Raw genomic sequence first — 21,088 nt, 5'->3', positions numbered from 1 at the left:
GAACCTATGAGCACCAACGCCAACAACCGGTACGCCGAAGGTTAACTCCGGCTTTGCCTTGGCCGTGTCTCGACGTCAGTTGTTCTGCGGGGCGCTCCGGGTCGCGGCGACGACATGGTCGACGATGCCGTACTCCTTGGCCTCCATGGCCGACATCGTCCGGCCGTCGCGCAGGTCACGGGCCACTGTCGCGGGGTCGCGGCCGGTTCGGCGCGCGGTCAGCTCGACCAGTTCCCGCTGCCAGCCTTCGTACAGGTCCGAGTGCGCGGCGACATCGGTGGCCGGCAGGGTCGGGCGCGGCTGCCGCATCGCGATCCGCGCGGTCGGCAACGCGTACCGCTTGCCCGGCGCCCCCGCGCAGAGCAGGAACTGCGCCACCGACCCCACGAAGCCGACCGCCCAAGTGGACACGTCCGCCGACACCTGGTTCATGGCGTCATGGATGGCGAACCCGGCGGACAGTGACCCGCCGGGCGACGTGATGTAGAGCCGGATGTCCTCGGTCGGACTCGCGCGGTCGAGCAGGACGAGCTGGGACACGATCGCGCCGGCGACGGTGTCGTCGACCTCGCCGCCGAGCACGACGATGCGTCCCTCGAACATCCGACCGAACAACGGATCCGAATAGCTTGCGGCCAATTCGGCTACTTGCGGATCTGCGTTTCCGGCGTGAGCACGTGGTCGATGATGCCGTACTCCTTGGCCTCCTCCGGCGTGAACCAGCGGTCGCGCTCACCGTCGGCGATGATCCGCTCGATCGACTGCCCGGTGCGCTCGGCGGTGATCGCCGCGATCTCCCGCTTCCACTTGCCGAACAGCTCGGCCTGGATCGCGATGTCCGACGCGGTGCCGCTGATGCCCGACGACGGCTGGTGCATCATCACGCGGGTGTGCGGCAGCGCGAACCGCTTGCCGGGCGCGCCCGCGCACAGCAGGAACTGGCCCATCGACGCCGCCATGCCCATCGCCACCGTGATGATGTCCGGCTGGACCAGCTGCATCGTGTCGTAGATGGCGAACCCGGACGGCACCGAGCCACCCGGCGAGTTGATGTAGAACGTGATGTCCTCGTTCGGGTTCTCCGCGTCCAGCAGCAGCAACTGGCCGGTGATCCGGTTCGCGGTGTCGTCGTTCACCTCGGTACCCAACACCACGATGCGTGCCGCGAGCAGCCGTTCCTGCACAGATTCGGTCAGCGCCAGGCCGGCCGTGCCTGAGCGCATCTGAGCCAGCCGGAACGCGTAGTCGCTGTCACTCTGTGTCATGTCTACCTGCTCGCTCTCTCTGCCCGTGAACCATCCGAGCAGGCCAGACCACCACTCGCGGTAGTCTCAGGCCTGCTTTCCGCCATGCTAACGAAGGCCGGCCGCGGAAGACGGCTCACCCCGGCCTAGTTCGCTCTTAGCTGACAACCGTGGCTTTCCCGACGGACGCCCGCGTGGATACGATCACCTGCTCGCCGTGGGCACGTGTCACTGTCCGTAACATGAGTCATTTTCCCTTGAGCACGGCCGCACGTGCCCGCGCGGTGCGTACGGCCGCCTTGAGCGTGTCGATGTCGTACGCGCCATAGTGCCGACGGCCGTTGATGAAGAACGTGGGTGTTCCGGACACGCCGCTGAGGTCCGCGGAGTCGATGTCCTCGGCGATCCGGTCGACGCCCAGGCCGCGGCGCATGTGTTCGGCGAAACGGTCCACGTCCAGGCCGAGCTCCTCGCCGTAACGCAGCAGGTCGTCCATGGTCAGCGCGTCCTGGCGGGTCAGCAGCAGGTCGTGCATGGGCCAGAAGCCGTCCTGGTCGGCCGCTGCCTCGGCGGCCCGCGCGGCCAGGTCCGCCCGCGGGTGCACGTCACTCAACGGCAGGTGGCGCCAGACGTACCGGACGTCCCCGAAGTCGGCCAGCAGCTCGCGGACGACCGGTTCGGCCAGACCGCAGTACGGGCATTCGAAGTCGCCGTACTCGACGACTGTCACAGGCGCGTTCGCTGGTCCGCGCAGGTGGTCGCGTTCGTCGTCGACCTCCGGCGTGAGGTCGACGATCGACTCGCTCGTGCCCAACAACAGCCGGGCGCGCAGTCGGTGTGGCAGCGCCGCGGTCACGCGGAACACCAGCCAGCTCAGCACCGCTGCGCACAGCGCGGCGGTGAGCACGCCGAGTTTCGCCTCTTCCAGGGTCTCGCCGGTGAACGCCAGGGTCGCGATCAGCAGCGACACCGTGAACCCGATGCCGGCGACCGCGCCGCCGCCGGCCACCGCGGCCCAGCCGATCGGCGGCCGCACCCGGCCGCGGCTCAGTTTCGTGGCCAGCCAGGCCACGCCCGCCACCCCCACCGGCTTGCCCAGCACGTACCCGAGCAGGATCCCCCACGTGACCGGCGAGGTGACCGCCCTGGCCAGGAACTCGCCGTCGATCCGCAGACCGGCGTTGGCCAGCGCGAACAGCGGCACGATCAGGTAGCTCGTCCACGGGTGGTACAGCTGTTGGAGCCGCTCGTTGGGCGACAACGCCCGCGCCACCCCGAACTGGGCCTCGCGGGCGAGCTGCGGCGTGGGCTGTTCGCGGAACAGCCGGAACAGGTTCGTCGCCCGTTCCAGGTCGCCGCGGGCCGCCGGGTACGCGAAGGTGACCATGCCGAAAGCCAGGCCGATCACCACCGGCTCGACCCCGGACATCAGCAGACCGACCCAGCCGACCGCGCCGAGCACGAAGTACACCAGCCCGTACCGCACTCCGGCGTAACGGAAGCCAAGCGCGGCAACGAAAGCACCGACCGCGACCAGCAGCGGCGGCACGGACACGTGTCCGCTGTAGGCGATCGCGATGATCACCAGGGCGACGATGTCGTCCACGACCGTGACCGTCAGCAGAAACGTCCGAAGCCGCGCGGCCGAACGGGACGCCACAAGCGTGATCATGCCCAGGGCGAACGCGGTGTCCGTCGACATCGCGGTTCCCCAGCCGTGCGCGGTCGGCGTTCCCGCGTTGACGGCCAGGTAGATCCCGATCGGCACGACCATCCCACCGACACCGGCCAGCAGGGGCAACGCGATCCGCCGCCGGTCACGCAGCTCGCCCATGTCGAACTCGCGGCGGGCCTCCAACCCGACCACGAAGAAGAAAAACGTCATCAACCCGCTGTTCACCCACAGCCGGACACTCTGACTGAGTTCGGCGTCGCCGACCCGAATGGACACCGTTGTGTCCCAGAAGCCGTCGTACGTCCCCGGCGCGATGTTCGCCCAGGCCAACGCGGCGACGGTGGCCGCGAACAGTACGGCCGCGCTGCCGGTCTCGGTGCGCACGAACGTCCGCAGCGGGGTCGGCAGGGTCCGTGCCCACGCGGTGCGGCGCGACCAACCGTCGGCTTCTGTCATGGCCGCATTCTCACCATTTCGCAGGGTTGTCGCTCGTCGTGCCCGTCCGTACGTTCAGGGGACATGAGCGATGTCACCCGGCGTGAGTTCATTGTCGGCACGGCCAGCGCGGTCGCCGCGGCTGGTGCGACGACGGTCGCGGCGTCGAGCGCGAGCGCCGCGGCCCTGCCCGATCCGAAAGACTCCGGCATCGACCACATCGTCGTGGTCATGATGGAGAACCGCTCCTTCGACCACTACCTCGGCTGGCTGCCCGGCGCGGACGGCGAACAGGCCGGCCTGACGTTCACCGACAGCAACGGCGTGGCCCACCAGACGCACCACCTGACCGTGCCGCACGGCTGCGGCTTCAACGACCCGGACCACTCCTACCAGGGCGGCCGCGTCGAGCTCAACAACGGCGCCTGCGACGGCTGGTTGCGGGCGGGCAAGAACGACGTGTTCTCCATCGGCTACTTCGAAGCCGCGGACCTGGGCTTCTACGGCCACGCGGCGCGGGACTGGACGGTCTGCGACCGCTACTTCGCCGCGATGATGGCACCGACGTTCCCGAACCGGTTCTTCCTGCACTCCGCCCAGACCGACCGGACGACCACGTCGGTCGACAAGATCGCGACCATGCCCGCCATCTGGGACCGGCTCACCGCCGCGGGCGTCCCCGGCCGCTACTTCTTCACCGACGTCCCGTACACCGCACTGTGGGGCACCCGGTATCTCGGCGTGAGCCGCCCGATCCTGGAGTTCTACGCGGCCGCGGCCGTCGGCGCGTTGCCGCCAGTGTCCTTTGTGGAGCCTGGGTTCCTCGGCGAGGCGGTGCCCGGCCTGTCCCAGGACGAGCACCCGCTCGCGGACATCCGCCTCGGCCAGCACTTCCTGGCGAGCGTGTACAACGCCGTGGTGTCCAGTCCGAACTGGGCGCAGACGGCCCTGGTGATCACGTACGACGAGTGGGGCGGTTTCTTCGACCACGTGGTCCCGCCGGTCGGCCCCGACCCGAACCCGGATCTCGGCGCCGGCCTGCGCGGTTTCCGGGTGCCGTGCGTGGTGGTCTCGCCGCGGTCGCGTCGTTCCACAGTGGCGCACGGCCTGTACGACCACACGTCGATCCTGAAGATGATCGAATGGCGGTTCGGCCTGCCACCGCTGACAGTCCGTGACGCGGCCGCGAACAACCTGGCCGAGGTCCTCGACTTCGACCACCCGCCGAACCTGGCCGCTCCCCGCTACGACGTCCCGCTGCCGATCACGTTCGGCTGTCTGCTCGATCACGCGCACAGCGGCGAGGACTGGCCAGACCTCGCGGCCAAGGCCCGTGACCTGGGCTTCCCGCTGGGGTAGGCGACTCGCCGGGGGCGATGATCCACGGGTTCGGCGGGTGATGGCGGAATACTGCCCGGGTGCTCGTCACCCCGTCCGGCCCCGTGGTCTCCCCGGGCGACCTGGTTGACCTGCTGGAATGTGAGCACCGCGGCGTTCTCGACCGGGCGGTCGCCGCCGGGCTGGCGGGCGCCCCGCAGCCCGAGGAGTCACAGAACCTGTTGGTCGCCCGGCACGGTGTGGCGCACGAACAGGCCGTCCTTGCCCGGTTGCAGCAGGAGCACGGCCTGTTCCTGGTGCAGATCGACCTGCCGGCGCCGCAGCCGGAGGCGTTGCGGAAGGCAGCCGGGCAGACGCGGATCGCCGTGGAGTCCGGCGCGCCCGTGATCTACCAGGCGGTGTTCTACGACGGGAAGTTCTACGGCCGCGCGGATTTCCTGATCCGCACGGACAACGGCGACTACGAGGTGTACGACACCAAGCTCACCCGGCGTCCGAAACCGGCCGCGGTGTTGCAGCTCACGGCGTACGCGGCGGCGTTGCGGGACGCCGGCTACCCGTCGGGTCCGCTGATGCACCTGATCCTCGGCGACGACACCACGCACTCGTACCGGGTCGACGACTTCCTGCCGTTGGTCCGTGACCTCCAGGAGCGACTGTCCGACCGGCTCACCGAGCCCGCGCGGTTACCGGTCCCGCTGTGGGCGGACGAGCGACCCGCCTGCGCGACCTGCCGGTTCGCCCGGCACTGCGGCTCTGGCCGGGAATCCGCGCGTGACCTGTCGCTGGTCGCGAACATCCGGAGCGACCAGCGGCGCAAGCTGGTCGCCGCCGGCATGGCCACCATCGACGACCTCGCCAACGCGACCGTCGCCGACCGGCCGGCCACCATGTCGAAGGCCACCTTCGACGGGCTCCGCGCCCAGGCCGGCATCCAGGTCATCCAGGACGACTCGCGCACCGCCGAAGACCCGGTCGGCAAGGTGGCCTACGAGGTCCTCTCCCCCGCCGTGCTGGCCGAACTGCCCGAACCGAGCCTGGGTGACGTGTTCTTCGACATGGAGGGCGACCCGTTCGCCCTCGGCGGCGAGGGCCTGGAGTACCTGTTCGGCGCGGTCGTGGTGGCCGACGGGCGGGAGGCGTTCCGGCCGTTCTGGGCGCACAGCCGTCGCCAGGAGAAACAGGCGTTCGAGGCGTTCGTGGACTTCGCCATCGAACGCGTGACAACGCATCCCGACGCGCACATCTACCACTACGCACCCTATGAAGTGAACGCACTCAAGCACCTGGCCGCGCTGCACGGCACCCGCGAGGACGCCGTCGACACACTACTGCGCACAGGTGCGTTGGTCGACCTGTACGCCGTGGTGCGCAAAGGATTGCGTGTCTCGCAGCGGTCGTACTCCATCAAGTACCTCGAACCGCTGTACATGCCGGACAAGCGGGCCGGTGACGTGGTGAACGCCGTGTCCAGCATCGAGGCGTACGAGGAGTACCTGACGTTGCTGGCGGCCGACGACATCGCCGAGGCCGAGGGTGTCCTGGACGGCATCCGCGAGTACAACGAGTACGACTGCGTGTCCACACATCGGCTGTACCGCTTCCTGTTGCAGGCTCGGGCGGAGGCGGGGATCGAGCCGTTCCGGCCCGATCCGTCCGAAATGGACGTTCTGATCGACGAGACCGCCGAGGCCGAGGCGGCGCAGCGCCGGGCCGAGCGCGCGGCCCGGATCGCGGCCGTGGTCGACCCGCTGATGGCCGGCCTGCCCGACGATCCGGCACAGGCCACCCCGGACGAACGGGCTCGGGCGTTGCTGGCCGCCGCCGTGGGATACCACCGGCGGGAGACGAACCCGGCGTGGTGGGACTTCTTCCGCCAGGTCGGCGCCCCACTGTCCGATTTGGAGTCCGATTCGGCCTGCTGTGTCCCGGTTTCCGTGCGTGCCGAGGACTGGGTGATGCCGAGCGGACGCGTCCGTACCGCCAAACGCGAACTGGTCGCCGCCTGCGACCCGGACCGGCCGCATCCGTTCGCGTCCGGCGACCAGGTGCGGGTGCTGTATCCGGGGAGCCTCACCCGGACCGCGAAGGTCGTGGCCGAGACCGCCGAAGAGATCGTCCTGGCCGAGAGCACCAAGCCGGACGAGCTGTCGGTCGACCTGCCGGTGGCGATCCTGCCCGGCGACCCGGTGAAGCCGACCCCGAAGGACGAGGCCGTGTACACGCTGGCCGAGCGCGTGGTCGCCGGCCTGCCACGGCTGCCCGCGCATCCCGGCATCGACCTGCTCCGCCGGCTGCCCCCGCGCGGTGGCCTGCCGCAGGGCGAGGATCTCGTCGCCGCCGTCATCTCGGCCGTGGACTGTCTCGACGGCTCCACCCTGGCCGTGCAGGGGCCGCCGGGCGCCGGGAAGACGTACCTGGCCGGGCGGCTGATCGCGCACCTGATCGGCAAGGGGAAGTCCGTCGCGGTCACGTCCACCAGCCACAAAGCGGTGGAGAACGTGCTCAGCTCGGCCCTCGTTGCTGGCCGGGCGGTCGGCGTTCCGATCCCGTGTGCGAAACGCGCGAAAGGCCAGCCGGTCAAGGACTGCCAGTGGGAGCAGCCGAAGGACAACCCGGGGCTGGTGCGGTGGCGGGCCGATCAGGGCGGCGGGCATCTGGTCGGCGGCACGGCGTGGACGTTCGCGAACGCGGCCATCCGGGCGGAACCGTTCGATGTGTTGATCATCGACGAGGCCGGCCAGTTCGCGCTCGCCGACGCGCTGGCCGTGTCCACGTGTGCCCGGAACCTCGTGCTGCTGGGTGATCCGCAGCAGCTGCCGCAGGTCGTCCAGGGGACGCACCCGGCCGGCGCGGACGCGTCCGCCCTGGGGCATTTGCTCGGCGACGCCGACGTGATCCCGTCTGACCTCGGGTACTTCATGGACCAGACCAGGCGGATGCATCCGAACGTCTGCGAACCCGTGTCCCGGCTGTCGTACGCCGGCCTGCTGCACGCCCACCCCACCGCGGCGGGCCGTCGGGTGGCGGGCATCGAGCCCGGCCTGTACGTGCGGATGGTCGACCACAGCCACAGCATCACCAGTTCCCCGGAGGAGGCGGCCGCGGTCGTCGACGCGGTCCGGTCGCTCGTTGGTCGCATGTGGATGGACGGCTCGCACGGCTCGGCCCTGAGCGACGCGGACATTCTCGTGGTGGCGCCGTACAACCTCCAGGTCCGGATCGTGCGCCGGGCGCTGGACCAGGCCGGGTTCACCGAGACCCGGGTCGGCACGGTCGACCGGTTCCAGGGCCAGGAGGCGCCGGTCGTGCTGGTGACGATGACGTCGTCGGCCGTCGCGGACCTGCCGCGCGGACTGGACTTCCTGTTGTCCCGCAACCGGCTCAACGTGGCGTTGTCCCGTGCGCAAGCGCTCGCGCTGCTGATCTGCTCACCGCGGCTCGTGCAGGCGGACATCCGGGACGTCGACCAGATGCGGCTGGTGTCGGGGATGATCGGGCTGCGGGCCGGGGCTCGCCCGTGGCCGGACCACGACCGGCCGGACGGCGAGTAGACCAGCCCCCACCTGTCCACACAGGACAATGAGGATCATGGCCAGCGACGCGCGCCAGTCATGGGTGAGGCCGTGCACGAGTCCACACGCCAGCGCACCCACCCCGGCGATCAGGTACCCACCACCCTGCACCATCGCCGACAGCGCGGCCGTGACCGACCGGTCCGCGCCCGCCCGCATCGGGATGCAGGTCAACGCCAGCGCCAGGCCACCGATCCCGATGCCCAGCAACGCCGACCACAACCACGGCAGCACGGCGGGCGCGACGAGTAGACCCACCACGCTGACCACGCTCGGCACCGTCACGACGACGAGCATCCACCGATGCGCCCACAACGGAACGAACCACATCATCGGCAGCCCCATCACCATCGCCAGCCCCAGGCACGCCCCGGCCGCGCCCGCCGACAACCCGGCCGCCCGCAGGATCTCCGGCAACCAGCCCATCACCAGGAACGTCACGGTCGACACAAGTCCGAAGTAGACCGTCAAGGCCCAGGCGGTTCCGTTGTGTCGTAGCGACAAAGGCCGAACTTGGCCTATCGTAGGCGTGTCGTGCCGCCAGAACAGCAACGCCATCACCGGTAACAACGTCCACCCGCTGAGCCCCAACTGCCACGACGACCGGCTCACCACCCACGGCGTGACCAGCGCGCCTGCCGTGCTGCCACAGCCCAGCGCCACCGTGTAACACGCACTGAGCCGACGGGATCCCCTTGCCAGCACGGGAAGGACCGTACCAATCCGCGCGATCGCCAGGCACGCCAACGCCGTTCCGGCGACCATGACCGCCAGTCCGCCGAGAACGCGAATACTCAACGCGAACGCGAGCACGGCCAGTGCCGCCCTGACCCCACCGCGTGACCGGGTCAGCAAGGCGCCGATTCCGCACGCCCACAAGGGAAGCGCGACCAGCAACGCGGCCGCCCAGCCGGGTACCGCGATGTCCGGGAGCGTCACCCCGAGGCTGGTCACCGCCGGGCGCAGGTTCAGGCCCAACAGGAACACGACCACCGGCGAGATCATCTCCAAGCCCCCTTCAACCCGCGGTACCCTAGCACGGTTTCGAACACATGTTCGATGCTCTTGTTCGCGGATTCGGATGGGGCATTTGATGCATCAACCGTTGCGTGCCCGGGCGGCCGGTCGATACGTTTCGCGTTCGGCAACGGTGTGACCACAGGGGAAGGCGCGATGGGGTACAGGCAGGCCGTCTGCGCGATGGTGGCCGCTGTCGTTTTGTCCGCGTGCACCGCCAGCCCACAGCCGGCAGGCCTTGTCGTACCGACGATGTCCGTCGGCGACTACGACACGACCTCGTCGTCTCAGGCCACCTCACTCCCCCCGAGCAGCAGCGAGTCCCCGTCGCCGATGCCGGCGCCCGCTGTGTCGTCGTCCAGCCGGCCGGCCCCTCTCCCGCCGTCGCGACCCGCTCCACCGCCGCCACAGGCCACGTTCGTGGCGAACGCGCTCGGCGCGATCGGCTACTACAGCGCACGGGACAACTCTCCGGCCGGCACACGCGCGATCGCGTTCCCCAACAGCCGGCATCGTGAGGCGGGCGGCACTGGCACGTTCGACGACCCGCTGACGTTGGCGGCCGGCAAGGGCCAGATGGCCGTGGGCACCAAGGTGTACGTGCCGGACGTGCAGCGCTACTTCGTCATGGAGGATCTCTGTTCGTTCTGCGCCAACGGCGACATCCTGCTGTGGGCGGGGGCCGCGACCGACAGCGGCGTCAGCGCGTGCGAACGGTCTTTGACGCGCAACAGCTTGCGCCGCTACGAGGTCGACCCGCCGGCCGGGCTCCCGGTCGCCGCCGGTGACCTGTATCAGAACGGCCGTTGTTTTACAGTGTAAAACGAGCCCAGGACACCGGTGGCCGGGACTCAGTGAGGACGTACTCCCGGAAGGTCCGCACCACCGCCGGGGTGTAATGGTCCGGGTACCACGCGATGCCGATCGTCCGGTGGCAGCGCGGCTCGTTCACCGGCAGCTCGACGATGCCGGGGACCGGGCCTGGTGCGGGCGCGAGCAACGAGACACCGCAACGCGCGCCGACGAGGCCGCGCAGCATCGTGGGATCCTCCCCTTCGAACGCGATCCTGGGGGTGAATCCGGCCTGCTGGCAGAGCCGGTCGGTGATCGCCCGCAGCCCGAAGCTGTGCGAGAACCCGACGAACGGCTCGTCCTCGACCTCCGCCAGCCCGACCCGTTTCCGTCGGGCCAGCCGGTGCCCGGCCGGGACGACCAGCACCAGCGGCTCGTCCACCAGTGGTCGCCATTCGATGTCGGTGCGGTCCATCGGGCCGGCGGCGAGCACCACATCGACGTTGCCGTCGAAAAGTTGGCGCTCGTTGCGGACCGTGCCGCCCTGGCGCAGCACGAACTCGACCTTGGGGTACCGGGTGCGAAACCCGCTGAGCAGGGCGGGAACGAACTCGGTGCCGATGGTCTGGAGGAACGCGAGCCGGACTGTGCCGGTGGTGGGGTCGGCCGCCGCGCCGATCGTGTGTGCCGCGGTGTCCAAGGCGTTGAGCGCGCGCCTGGCGGCGTCCAACAGCGCCTGTCCGTTGGAGTTGAGCCGAAGTCCGCGGCCGATGCGGTCGAACAGCGGCGCGCCCAGTTCGTGCTCCAGGCGTGCGAGGCCGCGTGACAGCGCGGGCTGTGACACATGCAACGCCGCCGCGGCGGCCGTCACCGTCCGACCTTCGGCGACCTCCACGAACCACCTGAGCTGCGCCATCTCCATATCCATGCGTACCACGCATCGATCCGATCATCAACCGTCATTGGACGCATGAACCGCGGGTGGCGACAGTATTGATGACTGAGGGAGGTCCGTGAATTTACTCGCAGTGGCGGCGATGGGGCTGGCCGCGGGCGTGGTCAACGGGATCGCGGGTGCCGGCGCGCTGCTGACGTTCCCGGTCATGGTGGGGCTCGGACTCTCGCCGCTGCAGGCGAACGTGAGCAACAGCATCGGCGTCGTGCCGGGCAACATCGCCGCGGCGGTCAGCTTCCGGCGTGAGCTGCGGACCAGGAGAACGTTGCTACGCTTGGTGTTCCTGCCGGCGGCGGCCGGTTCACTGGTGGGCGGGGCGCTGCTGTTCGTGCTGCCGGAACGGGTCTTCACGCTGATCGTGCCGGTGCTGCTCGGCGTCGGCGCGACGCTCGTTCTGCTGCAGCCCGTGGTCAGCCGGACACTGCGGTCCAGGTCCGTCCACAATGGCCTGCTGGCCTGGTGCACGTTCGCGGCGGCGGCGTACGGCGGGTACTTCGGCGTCGGCGTCGGGGTGATCTTCTTCGCCCTGCTCGGCCTGTTCGCCGAGGGCACGACCCACGAGCTGAACGCGGTCAAAACAGTGTTGCAGGCACTGGCGAACGGAGTCGCCGGGCTGCTCTTCTCGTTCATAGCGCCGGTGAACTGGCCGGTGACGATCGTGTTAGGACTGTCCACAGCGGTGGCCGGGCCGGTTGGCGCGGCCCTGTCCCGCCGGATCCCGGCGGCGCCGTTGCGTTACGCCATTGGGACGCTGGGTCTGGCCGCCGCGGTGAAGTTCGCCCTAACCTAGGCCCGTGGTCGCGCTGATCGAGTCCAGGTTACGGCTGGTGACCTGGAACGTCTGGGGCCGGTTCGGTCCGTGGGAACGCAGACAGACCGCGATAGCCACGGTCCTCGCGGCCAGCGCGCCGGACATCGTGGCGTTGCAGGAGGCGTGGTCGGCCGACGCCGCCGCCCAGGCGGACGAACTGGGCCTGCGGCACCACGAGTACGTCGGCGAGGACTCCGGCCACGCCATCCTGTCCCGCTGGCCGATCACGTCGGTGGAGTACCGGTCCCTCGCGGGAGCCAGCGAGCGCAACGGAAGCGTCATGCGCGTCCACATCGACGGCCCGCGCGGCACACTCCGCCTGTTCAGCGTGATGCTCGACTGGCCGCCGAACTACTCGCACGTGCGGCAGGAGCAGGTCACCGAACTGGTCGCCGTGATGGGCACCGAGGAACCGACCGGCCGCACAGTGGTCTGCGGCGACTTCAACGCCCCACCGGACGCCGACGAGATCCGCATGCTCACCGGGCGCGCCGCCGGCTGCCGGGTCGCCTGGAACGACGCCTGGGAGTTCGCCGGCGACGGCCCCGGCCACACCTGGTCCTCAACGAACCCATGGGTTCCGCTCAGCCCGAGCCGCCGGATCGACTACGTCTTCGTCCCCCGAATCGGCCCCCGCGGCGCCGGCCACCCCACCACCGCGACCCTGATAGGCACCCAGGAAGTCGACGGCATCGTCGCGTCCGACCACTACGGCGTCCAGGTCGACCTCAGGTATTGAACCTCGGGGTAGCGCGGCGACGGCCCGGTCAGCAGCGGGCTGTCGTGGCGGCGCAGGTACTTGCCGAAGAAGGCGCGGACGTAGGCCCGTTGGACGGCGATGGCGCGTTGCCCGTTGATGGTGCCGACCAGCGCGGCGACCCGGTCCGGGGGAAGGTGGAGGGCGGAAGCGGCCTGCGGCAGGAGGACAGCCAGGTCGGTGAAGGTGAGATGCTTGGCGCCGGTGAGGTTCAGTTGGAGTTGCGGGCCGCGCTGGTTCGCCCGGAAGGCCGCCCACGTGCTCGCCTCGCGCGGATCCAGGTCCTGCCTGCCGAACAAGAGGAACGGCCGGTCGGAGCCGGCCACCGCTTCCGGCGTCCAGAGGGTGCCATCCAGGTTGACGCCGGCGGTGATCCGTCGGTCGACGTGAACGGCGTGGGCGGTGGTGGCGCCTCCGTCGGACTGGCCGAACATCCCCACGGCGCCCAAATCGAGCGCGACGGGCAGTGCGTGGAGTTGGTCGAGGACAAAGCGAACGTCGGCGACGCGGGACTCGATCGCCTTCGTGGTCACCTGGATCTCGTTGTCGTCGGTCAACGGCGGCATGGCTGACGTCTCCACCCGCCCGTCCGGGAACTCGACGACGTCGGCGTCATGGACGTGGTCGATCGTGACCACGACATAGCCGTGGCTGGCCAGGTCCTCGACAAGCGCGGTGCCTTCGGCGCGATTTCCACCCAAACCGTGCGAATAGAGCACAACAGGCCAACCACCCCTGTGCTGATGCGCGGGAGCGCCGAGATACGCGTCGGTGATCGGTAAGTCGAGGGCGGGATAGCCATGCACCTGCTCGTACGCCCGTGCCGTGCCGGGCGTCATCCACGGCACACGCGGGTAACCCTGAACCGCGCCGGCCGGGTACCAGAGCTGGATCATGAGCTCCCGAAAAGGCTGGGTGGGCACCCACGGATCGGGCCGTGACGCGTCGACGAGGTGCATTGACGTGCTGGCAACCCGGTGGCGGCCGGTCGACGCGGGCAGCGTCAACCGGGCCGGCTGGAGCGCGGCCGCTGGTTTCGCCAGGACAATCGGCAGGCCCACTGCCAACGCAAGAGCCGTGCGCCGTGAGATCGATACGGTCATGACCACAAACTCCACCCGCCAGCCCCCTCGGAAACCATGGGGCTGTCCGCCGACTTCGTGGTCGTACTGCCACCACCACCGAGATGCCACTATGTTTCCCGTGACCGAATCCCCCGTCTTACACGACATCAGGGCTGCCTACGACGCCGTTGCGCCCCTCTACGCCGAGCTTTTCAGCAACGTGCTTGAGACCCTGCCGATGGAACGCGCGATGCTGGCCGCGTTCGCCGAACTCGTGCAGGCCCACAACGCCGGACCGGTCGCCGACATCGGATGTGGCCCCGGCCACGTGACCGCACACATGCACGCGCTCGGGCCGACCACCTTCGGCATCGACCTGTCCGCCGAGATGATCGCCCTGGCCCGCCGAGCCCATCCAGACCTGCGGTTCGACGAGGGGTCCATGACCGCGCTGGACCTCGCCGACGAAGTTCTCGGCGGCATTCTCGCGTTCTACTCCATCATCCACACACCACCGCGACAACTGCCAGCCGTGTTCACCGAATTCCAGCGAGTGCTGGCGCCAGGCGGCCACCTACTGCTCGGATTCTTCGCCGGCGACAACCCCCTGCCGCAGGAATTCGACCACAAAGTGACTCTCGCCTACCGTTGGTCGTCCGACAGCCTCGCGGAACTGTTGCGCCAAGCCGGGTTCGTCGAAGTCGGTCGGCTACAGCGCGAGCCCCACCAGGACGAGCGACAGTTCCCGCAGGCACAACTGCTGGTTCGCAAGCCACTGGCGCCCCCGGGCGCTGCCGACACCCGGCCCGAACATGACACTGGCCCCTGACCATGCAGGTCAGGGGCCAGTGAGTGCTGTGTGGGCAATACTGGGATCGAACCAGTGACCTCTCCGGTGTGAACGGAGCGCTCTCCCGCTGAGCTAATCACCCTCACCTGATGACGAGACAAAGACTACAGGACGAGTTTCCTGTCTCGCACGCGCCCCCCTGATTTCCGACTCGCCGTGTCGACCTGCGGATCCGGGCCAACAGGCGGAAGAACGGGACAGACGTCACGCAGAAGTTTCACGCGTTGGCGCTACCAAGTTGGGGCCGGACCCAGCACTATGTACCCGTAGGTCCACCAGGCGATTACAGGGCGGAGTCATTCGGTTGCAATGCGTCGAAACAGGACCCCGAAAGGGTGAAGATCGACGACATGGGGGCCGACGGGCGTGCTACGGCGTCACAGGACCACGGCTCAGTCGTTCCATGACTGGGAAGGGAGAAGAAGGGTAGCGACGATGCGCAACGATCACGTGACGCTCCGCTCGACAGCGGTCTTCGACCTGCTGGCGCCACGTACTCCCGCGGTGCCGGTGAAGGTCGAGCTGCGGTACGACACCCGCGACCCGTACGCGGTCGTGGCAGCGTTCCGCACCGGGCGAGCCGGCTGGGTGGAGTGGGTGTTCGCACGCGACCTTCTCGCCGACGGCCTGATCGCCGAAGCCGGCGACGGCGACGTCCGGATCCGCCCGGCCGTGGACGACCCGGAAGTGGTGGTGATCGAGCTCAGCTCCCCCTCCGGCCACGCGGTGTTCGAGTCCTCCGCCCAGGAACTCGCCGACTTCCTGGACCGAACCTACGACGTGGTCGTGCCCGGCAACGAGCACATGTGGGTCAACGTGGACGAAGCTCTCACCCACTTGATCTCCAACGACCTGACCTGAGCGAACAGCCAACGTCACCCCCGGTTTGAAACTCGTTTGGCGCCTCGGATAGAGTTCATCTCGCACCACACAGACGGGACCGAGTCCCCGAAAGCTGGGGCAGGCGGACGTAGCGCAGCTGGTAGCGCATCACCTTGCCAAGGTGAGGGTCGCGGGTTCGAGTCCCGTCGTCCGCTCGGCGCCGGCCACCCCAAGGTCGGACTCCTGCGAGAAATCACAGGAAACGGCGGAGTGGCCGAGTGGCTTAGGCAAGGGCCTGCAAAGCCCTGTACGCGGGTTCGATTCCCGCCTCCGCCTCGGGCGATTAGCTCAGTGGGAGAGCGCTACCTTGACACGGTAGAGGTCACTGGTTCAATCCCAGTATCGCCCACCAGGACGTTTGTCCAGGTCAGAGACTCTTTCTCGCGGTCAGTGGGAAAGGGGTTTTCTGCGTTTACGGTGATCCTTTGTAGATCGTTTGTAGACGGCCGCGCGGCGCTGTCCGCGGGTAGCTGCGGGAACCAGGACATCAGCCGCGTCCGTTCCGCGCCGGTCAGACCGGATAGCCCGGCCTGCCACCGCGCTTCGAGAGCGTCCAGGATGTGCTGGCGCATCTCCGGGGTGACGTGGTCGTAGGTGCGGGCGATGCCTTTCATCTTGTGTCCGAGCCGGGCGCGGCGTGCGACCTCGGGGACGCCGTCCTCGATCAACCAGGTCGAATGGGTGTGCCGGCCCTCGTGGAAGGTGAACCAGGGCAGGATCGGCGGCAGGTGGTCGGGTGAGGTGGGGTGGTCCACGTCGACGCCGTCCCAGGCCGGCCGCCAGAGGCGTTGCCGGAAGTTCGACCGCCGCAGCGGTTGCCCTTCGGGCATGGTGAACACGAACAGGTGCGGGCAATTCTGCAGGAGCAGTTCGTAGAACACCGCGATGCTCGGCGGGAGTTCAACGAGTCGAGTGCCCGCCGGGGTTTTGGTCCGGCCACGTTGCTTACCGCGCAGCCGACGCGGCTGCACGGCGCTGACCGGCGTCGCGGTGAGCTCGTCGATGGTGATGCCGCCCTTGGTGAGGATCCCGCCGACTTCCAGCAGTGGCGTACGGATATTGATGCCGCGCTTGTCGGGGTCGTATTCGTGGGTTTGTTGTCCGACCAGTTCGCCCCAGCGGGCGCCGGTGTAGAAGTCCATCAGGCACAGCACGAACCCGGCCAGGCCCAGGGTCTCGTAGAGCCGCATGGCGGCTCGCAGGGCTTGGGTCGGGGTCGCGACGAGGTATTCGGTATCGTAGGCGCCTGCGGTGACCCGGACGCCGTAGCACGGGTTGGCGGGGATGAGCCGGGAGCGCACGACGGCGTTCATGATGGTGGAGAAGGTGGCGAAGATGGACGCCACAGTGGACTCAGCGAGCTCGTCGTGCAGTTCGGTGACCCATTTCTCGATCTGCATGTAGCCGTTGAAGATCGTGACCACGGGCCAGTCCTGCCACTGCGGCAACAGGTGGACGGTGAGGTGGGAGCGGTACTTGTCCGCGGTGCCACGGCCGAGCCGTGGCGTGACCGCGTCCTGCCATTCCTCGACGAACGCGCCGAAGGAGATCTCGGCCGCGCGCGGGTCGGTCCACAGGTCACGGTGGATGAGGGCTTCTTGCTCGTTGCCCCACTTTTCTGCCACCTCTTCGGAGGGGAAGCCGGATCTGCTGGTGTAGGTGCCGTTGGGTGTCTTGTAGAACGCGCGCCAGTTGCCTGGGTCGTCGGGACGTTCTTGTGCGTAGGCCAATCGTCAACTCCTTGGTAGGAAGGCTCAACGGGGGTTGGGCTTCAGGCCACGATCCGCGGTCTGCGGTGGCGCAGTGTGGGGTCGTGCTGGGCGAGTTGGAGGATCTGCTGGATGTCACCTCTGCTGAAGCGGTAGTGCTTGCCGAACCGGTGATGCGGGATGGCCCCGGCCCCGGCCTGGTCCTTGAGGGTGCGCGCCGACAGATGGAACAACTCCGCGAGTTGCTCGGCAGTGAGCAACTCGTCTGGGTCGGCGGGCAACCGGTGTGCGATCTCTTTCAGTGCGGTGGACAGGATCTGCAGGTGCTCGATCAGCACGATCGACCACTGTGGAACGTCCACGGGTGTGTCGGTCATCGTGGCCTCCACGTCCCGCAGACGGTGACAACAGCTGGTAGAGCAGGCGTTTGCCAGCTGTACCAGCTGACACAGCTGCGACACAAGCCTTTCACCCGGCGGGGCGACCATGTCATGCCGCGCACCGCCCGACCCCGGTGGATGCGATCTCCCATCGAATCCGCTGCACGCCATCCACACCACGCGGAACCCGGCCGCGTCCGGGACAGTCCCAGCCAGGGCGAGCCCGCAGCCTCACCACCGGCCGCAGTCCGGCCGCGCGCAGACTGGCCCCGGTCTCGCCGTGCTGGGTATAGGTGATCAACCTGCGATACCCCATCGCCCGAGCGGTCCGCCACGCAGCGCCGTACAGCATCGAATTGGTATTGGGCACACCGAGCGTGCAGGTCCGCGTGACCTCAACGGTCTGCCCGTCATCCAGATGCCGCGCCACCGGCCGCCCGACCGTGGCGACGCCGACCAGCACACCGTGCTGGGCCACACCCACAGCGAACTTCATCCCCCGCGGCGGACGGTGATGCCGGTGGTACGCCTCGATGAACGCGCACGCCTGCCGGAACGTCACCGGCACAATCGCCAGGCCGCTCACCCGACCACCCCGACGCACACCAACGCCCGCGAAAGATCAGTCCGAGTGCGGACTTTGACCCATCCAACGGTCCACACCGAGGCCGGGTCTACCAGGTCCGAGTCCGGACCGGGCCCGTCTGGCCAGTCCGGACCGGGACTCACCGATCGCGATCGACACCACTCCAGCACGCTTGGTCCAGGTGTGGGAGCTGCGGTGGGTGTGGGGCTGGCGTCGATCGCCGGGATCGTTGGCATGGGGTACCTCCCGTTGAGGAACGTGCTGACACCCTTAACTCCAGATTCCGACCGCTTTTTGGACACGCCCAGCCAAGAATCTTGTTCACATCGCATGGTTAACGACCGTTGCCGGGCGTTCAGGCCCGTGCAGGCGCGCTCAAGGAGGCACACGGACGGGGCCCAGGACGCGCTGGGTGATACTCAAGTGCAGCAACGCGTACTTGCCGAGCCGTCTCGCGGATCCGCGTTCGTGGCCACCAACGAGCGCGTCGATCTGTGTGCTGGCTGTGTCATGTCCTTTCGCTCCTCGCTAGCCGTTCGGAGCTGGCGACAGTCGACCACCGTGAGAGGCAACGTCGCAGGGCAACGAGCCACGGCGCGCGGGCACGCATGTGGAACTGGCGCTCGATGGGTCGATCGTGCAGGTCCGGGTTACGCCACGAGTGACCTGGTCGCCCGGCCATCGGCCGGGACGATCCCCGGCTTCTGCGGGCCGGGAGGGGGTCGTTCATGCGGCCATCCCTGGTGACACCGTGGCAGCCGGACCGACCTGGTCACGGGCAAGCCGATCCAGCATGCCGGTACGCCACCGCAGGGCGAAGGCCAGACAGTTGGCTTCCGTGCGGTGGCCGGGTGTGCAGCCGGGCAGGTAGCGACCGCGCCGACTCCACGCGGCGGAATCACTACTGGCAAGCACGTCGGCCGACCGTGCCAAGCCGAGCACCTTCACCCCGAACGCATGCAACCGAAAGCCACGCGCCGCAAGGGACCGTAAGATCTGCTCGACCTCGGCCGTATGCTGACGGCGACACACACTGCCCACCCCCACCAGCGGCAACCCAACCAGCGCCACCCCCTGCTTCTCATACAGGTCTGCGCAGCGGTGAAAGTCCACAACCGACTGTCCTTGCAGGACCGGGATGATCGGCAACTCCGATGCGAGCTCGCGCAGCCGCAGGTAGTTGGCCACCGTGCGGTGTTGGTGCACGCGCACAGTTGCCCCGGTGCGGGCCAACACGTGACTTTCGACCATGTGGTCCATCGGCGCCGCCCAGTCGAGTTGACCGATCTCGGTGGTGTAGCGACGAAGCGCGGCGATGTAGCTGCGCTCGTCGGTGCGCCACCGACCGTGTAGGGACAGTTCGGTGAAGCCCCCAGCGTCGCACGCCCACGGCCCGGTCGCGCGTGGCAGGCTGCGCCGGTTGGCCAACCTTTGGTGGGAAACCAACAGCGGGACACCGAGGTCGCGGGCCAGCCAGGCGGGCTGGTGGGTGCCGAGGTAGAACTTCATCGGCGCACCTCCCGCCGCTGGGATGCCCTCACCACGATCAGCACGGCCACGGTGAGCCCGGTGGCGAGGGCTTTGCCGAGGATCTGGCCGGGCAGGAGAGTGAAGGAGCCGAAGGCCAGCGGCACGAACAGCACGCTGTCGATCCCGAACCCGACAGTGTTCGAACCTGTTACTGCGCCCAACACCGACCAGTTGCGCAGCCGGCGGTAGACGATCGTGCCGGCGAGTTCGGAGGTGGTGAAGGCGAGCACGCTGGCGAGGGCGATCTGGGGCGAGGCCAGCAGCCAGGACAGCGCCGCGCCCGCCGCGATGGCGCCGAGCACGCCACGTCCGCCGACTGCCTCGTGCAGCCCGTCGCGCAGGGTAAAGGTCATCCCAGCCCAGAGCGTACCGGCGGGGACCGCGATCGCCCCGACCTGGAGCGGGTCGCAGTGCGTGGAGGCCCAGTTCGCGGCAACGAGGGTGCCGACATAGGCGGCGAGCACCGCAACGGTCACGGCCAGCCCGTAGGGAGCCGCCGGGTTGACGCGGCGGCGCCCAGCCCCACTGGCGCAGTCGCGGGTGCATGTCTGCATGTCGTCCGCTCGGCGCGATGGCGCGATGTGTGTGGGGCTCATGGCTCGTCCCATCCCGGGCTTCCCGGCGGGATGTGGTGGGGCGTTGGTGACGGTTCGTGCAGGCGGCGGGCGCGGCGTGGGGTGATCGGCGTAGCGGTGACGCCGTCGGCGTCGACAGTGACGAGCCGGGCGTATTCGGTGGTCCGTCCGCCTCGGATCCAGCGGTGGGCTGTACGGATCAGTGCACGTACACCGAGGACGACGAGCCCGGCGAGGTAGATGCCGGCGATAGTGATGATCACGCAAGCCAGCCAGATCACCGCCAGCAGCCCGGTGGCCACGGCGACGGTGGGCAGGAAGTCATGGACGAAGGTGCTCTCCCACCCGCCAGGCTCCGAGGCGAGGTGTATCGACCACATCGCCTACTCCGCCGGGATGTCGAGAGCGTTGCGAGATGTCGGGATGACCATGTGCGGCGACACCGCACCCGGCTCGCGCCTGCCGTCAGGCACGACGACGATCCGACGTCCCCCCACCCAGCCAACGGCATCCGCCGTTACCTGGAGCCGTATGGCCGTCCGCGCCGTGTGGGACGCGAGATCCACATCCCGGTGCCCGGTACACAGGGAGCCACAGGCCACCCGGTCGTCGTGCTGGGGCGGCGAGCAGTCATGTGGGGAGGGCATGGTCGCCTCCCTGGGACGAACGGCTCGGTTGGGCGCGGCGGAAGGTGCGTTCGTCGATCAGTGGTTCGTGGGCGCGGGGGGCGGAGGTGATCCAGTGTTCGACTGGGGTGGGGCGGCCGGCGCTGGTGCGGGCCCAGGCTTGCCGCCCGGTGTATTTGATGTTGCTCCGTTGACTGCACCAACTGGATGAGGGACTCAAGCTGCGGTTGGGGTTGCTCGATGTCGGGGGATGGATTTTGGTCATGGGTTCTCCCCGGTGCATCGAG

At 68.6% G+C, this 21,088-nt stretch carries 20 protein-coding genes and 4 tRNA genes; 11 read left to right on the top strand and 13 right to left on the bottom strand.

What is annotated here, in order from left to right; translation table 11 throughout:
• Positions 1-75: 75 nt before the first annotated feature.
• The 3 genes from EV192_RS45340 to nhaA all read right to left on the bottom strand — a co-directional run bounded on the left by EV192_RS45340 (position 76) and on the right by nhaA (position 3,375).
• Positions 76-615, bottom strand: coding sequence for an ATP-dependent Clp protease proteolytic subunit (locus EV192_RS45340; RefSeq protein WP_424923441.1), 540 nt, complete (start codon positions 613-615; stop codon positions 76-78).
• Positions 616-644: 29 nt separating this feature from the next.
• The gene (locus EV192_RS45335) at positions 645-1,265 is read right to left on the bottom strand and encodes a ClpP family protease (RefSeq protein ID WP_165960944.1); all 621 of its coding nucleotides are present in this window, start codon (positions 1,263-1,265) and stop codon (positions 645-647) included.
• A 226-nt stretch (positions 1,266-1,491) separates the two neighbouring features.
• A complete protein-coding gene (gene nhaA, locus EV192_RS45330; protein WP_132124957.1) occupies positions 1,492-3,375 on the bottom strand; it encodes a Na+/H+ antiporter NhaA in 1,884 nt (627 codons plus the stop codon).
• A gap of 63 nt (positions 3,376-3,438) precedes the next feature.
• Here nhaA and EV192_RS45325 point away from each other — a divergent pair, with 63 nt between their 5' ends.
• The 3 genes from EV192_RS45325 to EV192_RS45315 all read left to right on the top strand — a co-directional run bounded on the left by EV192_RS45325 (position 3,439) and on the right by EV192_RS45315 (position 10,106).
• Entirely contained in the window at positions 3,439-4,713 is a 1,275-nt protein-coding gene (locus tag EV192_RS45325) for an alkaline phosphatase family protein (RefSeq protein WP_132124956.1), read from the top strand.
• 83 nt (positions 4,714-4,796) lie between these two features.
• A complete protein-coding gene (locus EV192_RS45320) occupies positions 4,797-8,246 on the top strand; it encodes a TM0106 family RecB-like putative nuclease (RefSeq protein ID WP_132125126.1) in 3,450 nt (1,149 codons plus the stop codon).
• A 1,194-nt stretch (positions 8,247-9,440) separates the two neighbouring features.
• Entirely contained in the window at positions 9,441-10,106 is a 666-nt protein-coding gene (locus tag EV192_RS45315; protein WP_132124955.1) for a hypothetical protein, read from the top strand.
• On the opposite strand, the gene EV192_RS45310 is transcribed toward EV192_RS45315, so the two are convergent.
• Positions 10,096-10,992: a LysR family transcriptional regulator gene (locus EV192_RS45310; protein WP_165960943.1), complete on the bottom strand. Its 897-nt coding sequence runs from the start codon at positions 10,990-10,992 to the stop codon at positions 10,096-10,098. The genes EV192_RS45315 and EV192_RS45310 overlap by 11 nt on opposite strands.
• 97 nt (positions 10,993-11,089) lie before the next feature.
• Between EV192_RS45310 and EV192_RS45305 the strand changes: the two genes are divergently transcribed.
• Together EV192_RS45305 and EV192_RS45300 are read left to right on the top strand one after the other, a co-directional pair.
• The gene (locus EV192_RS45305) at positions 11,090-11,821 is read left to right on the top strand and encodes a sulfite exporter TauE/SafE family protein (RefSeq protein ID WP_132124953.1); all 732 of its coding nucleotides are present in this window, start codon (positions 11,090-11,092) and stop codon (positions 11,819-11,821) included.
• Positions 11,822-11,825: 4 nt separating this feature from the next.
• Positions 11,826-12,581, top strand: coding sequence for an endonuclease/exonuclease/phosphatase family protein (locus EV192_RS45300; RefSeq protein ID WP_132124952.1), 756 nt, complete (start codon positions 11,826-11,828; stop codon positions 12,579-12,581).
• On the opposite strand, the gene EV192_RS45295 is transcribed toward EV192_RS45300, so the two are convergent.
• Entirely contained in the window at positions 12,551-13,702 is a 1,152-nt protein-coding gene (locus EV192_RS45295) for an alpha/beta hydrolase family protein (protein WP_132124951.1), read from the bottom strand. The two genes, EV192_RS45300 and EV192_RS45295, sit on opposite strands and share 31 nt — an antisense overlap.
• A 100-nt stretch (positions 13,703-13,802) precedes the next feature.
• Here EV192_RS45295 and EV192_RS45290 point away from each other — a divergent pair, with 100 nt between their 5' ends.
• Positions 13,803-14,492, top strand: coding sequence for a class I SAM-dependent DNA methyltransferase (locus tag EV192_RS45290; RefSeq protein ID WP_243727487.1), 690 nt, complete (start codon positions 13,803-13,805; stop codon positions 14,490-14,492).
• Positions 14,493-14,523: 31 nt separating this feature from the next.
• On the opposite strand, the gene EV192_RS45285 is transcribed toward EV192_RS45290, so the two are convergent.
• A tRNA-Val gene (locus EV192_RS45285) sits at positions 14,524-14,595 on the bottom strand.
• Between the two features lie 353 nt (positions 14,596-14,948).
• On the opposite strand from EV192_RS45285, the gene EV192_RS45280 reads away from it, so the two are divergent.
• From EV192_RS45280 to EV192_RS45265, 4 genes are all read left to right on the top strand, one after another.
• Complete coding sequence (locus tag EV192_RS45280; RefSeq protein WP_132124949.1) at positions 14,949-15,374, top strand: SsgA family sporulation/cell division regulator; 426 nt, start codon at positions 14,949-14,951, stop codon at positions 15,372-15,374.
• Positions 15,375-15,477: 103 nt separating this feature from the next.
• Positions 15,478-15,550, top strand: a tRNA-Gly gene (locus tag EV192_RS45275).
• A 49-nt stretch (positions 15,551-15,599) separates the two neighbouring features.
• A tRNA-Cys gene (locus tag EV192_RS45270) sits at positions 15,600-15,671 on the top strand.
• Position 15,672: 1 nt separating this feature from the next.
• Positions 15,673-15,747, top strand: a tRNA-Val gene (locus EV192_RS45265).
• Here EV192_RS45265 and EV192_RS57590 read toward each other — a convergent pair.
• Positions 15,698-16,234 (bottom strand): tyrosine-type recombinase/integrase, encoded by a 537-nt coding sequence (locus EV192_RS57590; protein WP_424923440.1) that lies wholly within the window; start codon positions 16,232-16,234, stop codon positions 15,698-15,700. The genes EV192_RS45265 and EV192_RS57590 overlap by 50 nt on opposite strands.
• Between EV192_RS57590 and EV192_RS57585 the strand changes: the two genes are divergently transcribed.
• Entirely contained in the window at positions 16,142-17,143 is a 1,002-nt protein-coding gene (locus EV192_RS57585; protein WP_424923435.1) for a hypothetical protein, read from the top strand. The genes EV192_RS57590 and EV192_RS57585 overlap by 93 nt on opposite strands.
• Before the next feature lie 23 nt (positions 17,144-17,166).
• On the opposite strand, the gene EV192_RS45255 is transcribed toward EV192_RS57585, so the two are convergent.
• From EV192_RS45255 to EV192_RS45230, 6 genes are all read right to left on the bottom strand, one after another.
• Complete coding sequence (locus EV192_RS45255; protein ID WP_132124948.1) at positions 17,167-17,481, bottom strand: helix-turn-helix domain-containing protein; 315 nt, start codon at positions 17,479-17,481, stop codon at positions 17,167-17,169.
• A 112-nt stretch (positions 17,482-17,593) separates the two neighbouring features.
• Positions 17,594-18,070, bottom strand: coding sequence for an XF1762 family protein (locus EV192_RS45250; RefSeq protein WP_207926753.1), 477 nt, complete (start codon positions 18,068-18,070; stop codon positions 17,594-17,596).
• A 726-nt stretch (positions 18,071-18,796) separates the two neighbouring features.
• Positions 18,797-19,579 (bottom strand): deazapurine DNA modification protein DpdA family protein, encoded by a 783-nt coding sequence (locus EV192_RS45245; protein ID WP_132124947.1) that lies wholly within the window; start codon positions 19,577-19,579, stop codon positions 18,797-18,799.
• Positions 19,576-20,196, bottom strand: a complete 621-nt coding sequence (locus tag EV192_RS45240; protein ID WP_243727486.1) for a VUT family protein — start codon at positions 20,194-20,196, stop codon at positions 19,576-19,578. Before EV192_RS45240 ends, EV192_RS45245 begins: the two co-directional genes overlap by 4 nt.
• Entirely contained in the window at positions 20,193-20,555 is a 363-nt protein-coding gene (locus tag EV192_RS45235) for a hypothetical protein (RefSeq protein ID WP_132124946.1), read from the bottom strand. Before EV192_RS45235 ends, EV192_RS45240 begins: the two co-directional genes overlap by 4 nt.
• Before the next feature lie 3 nt (positions 20,556-20,558).
• Positions 20,559-20,822 (bottom strand): hypothetical protein, encoded by a 264-nt coding sequence (locus tag EV192_RS45230; RefSeq protein WP_132124945.1) that lies wholly within the window; start codon positions 20,820-20,822, stop codon positions 20,559-20,561.
• Between the last annotated feature and the right edge of the window lie 266 nt (positions 20,823-21,088).

Origin of the sequence: Actinocrispum wychmicini, assembly GCF_004345645.1 — a bacterium.
Classification (GTDB): domain Bacteria; phylum Actinomycetota; class Actinomycetes; order Mycobacteriales; family Pseudonocardiaceae; genus Kibdelosporangium; species Kibdelosporangium wychmicini.
The sequence above is the reverse complement of the archived record's forward strand: the minus strand, read 5'-3'. Positions and strand labels throughout refer to the sequence as shown.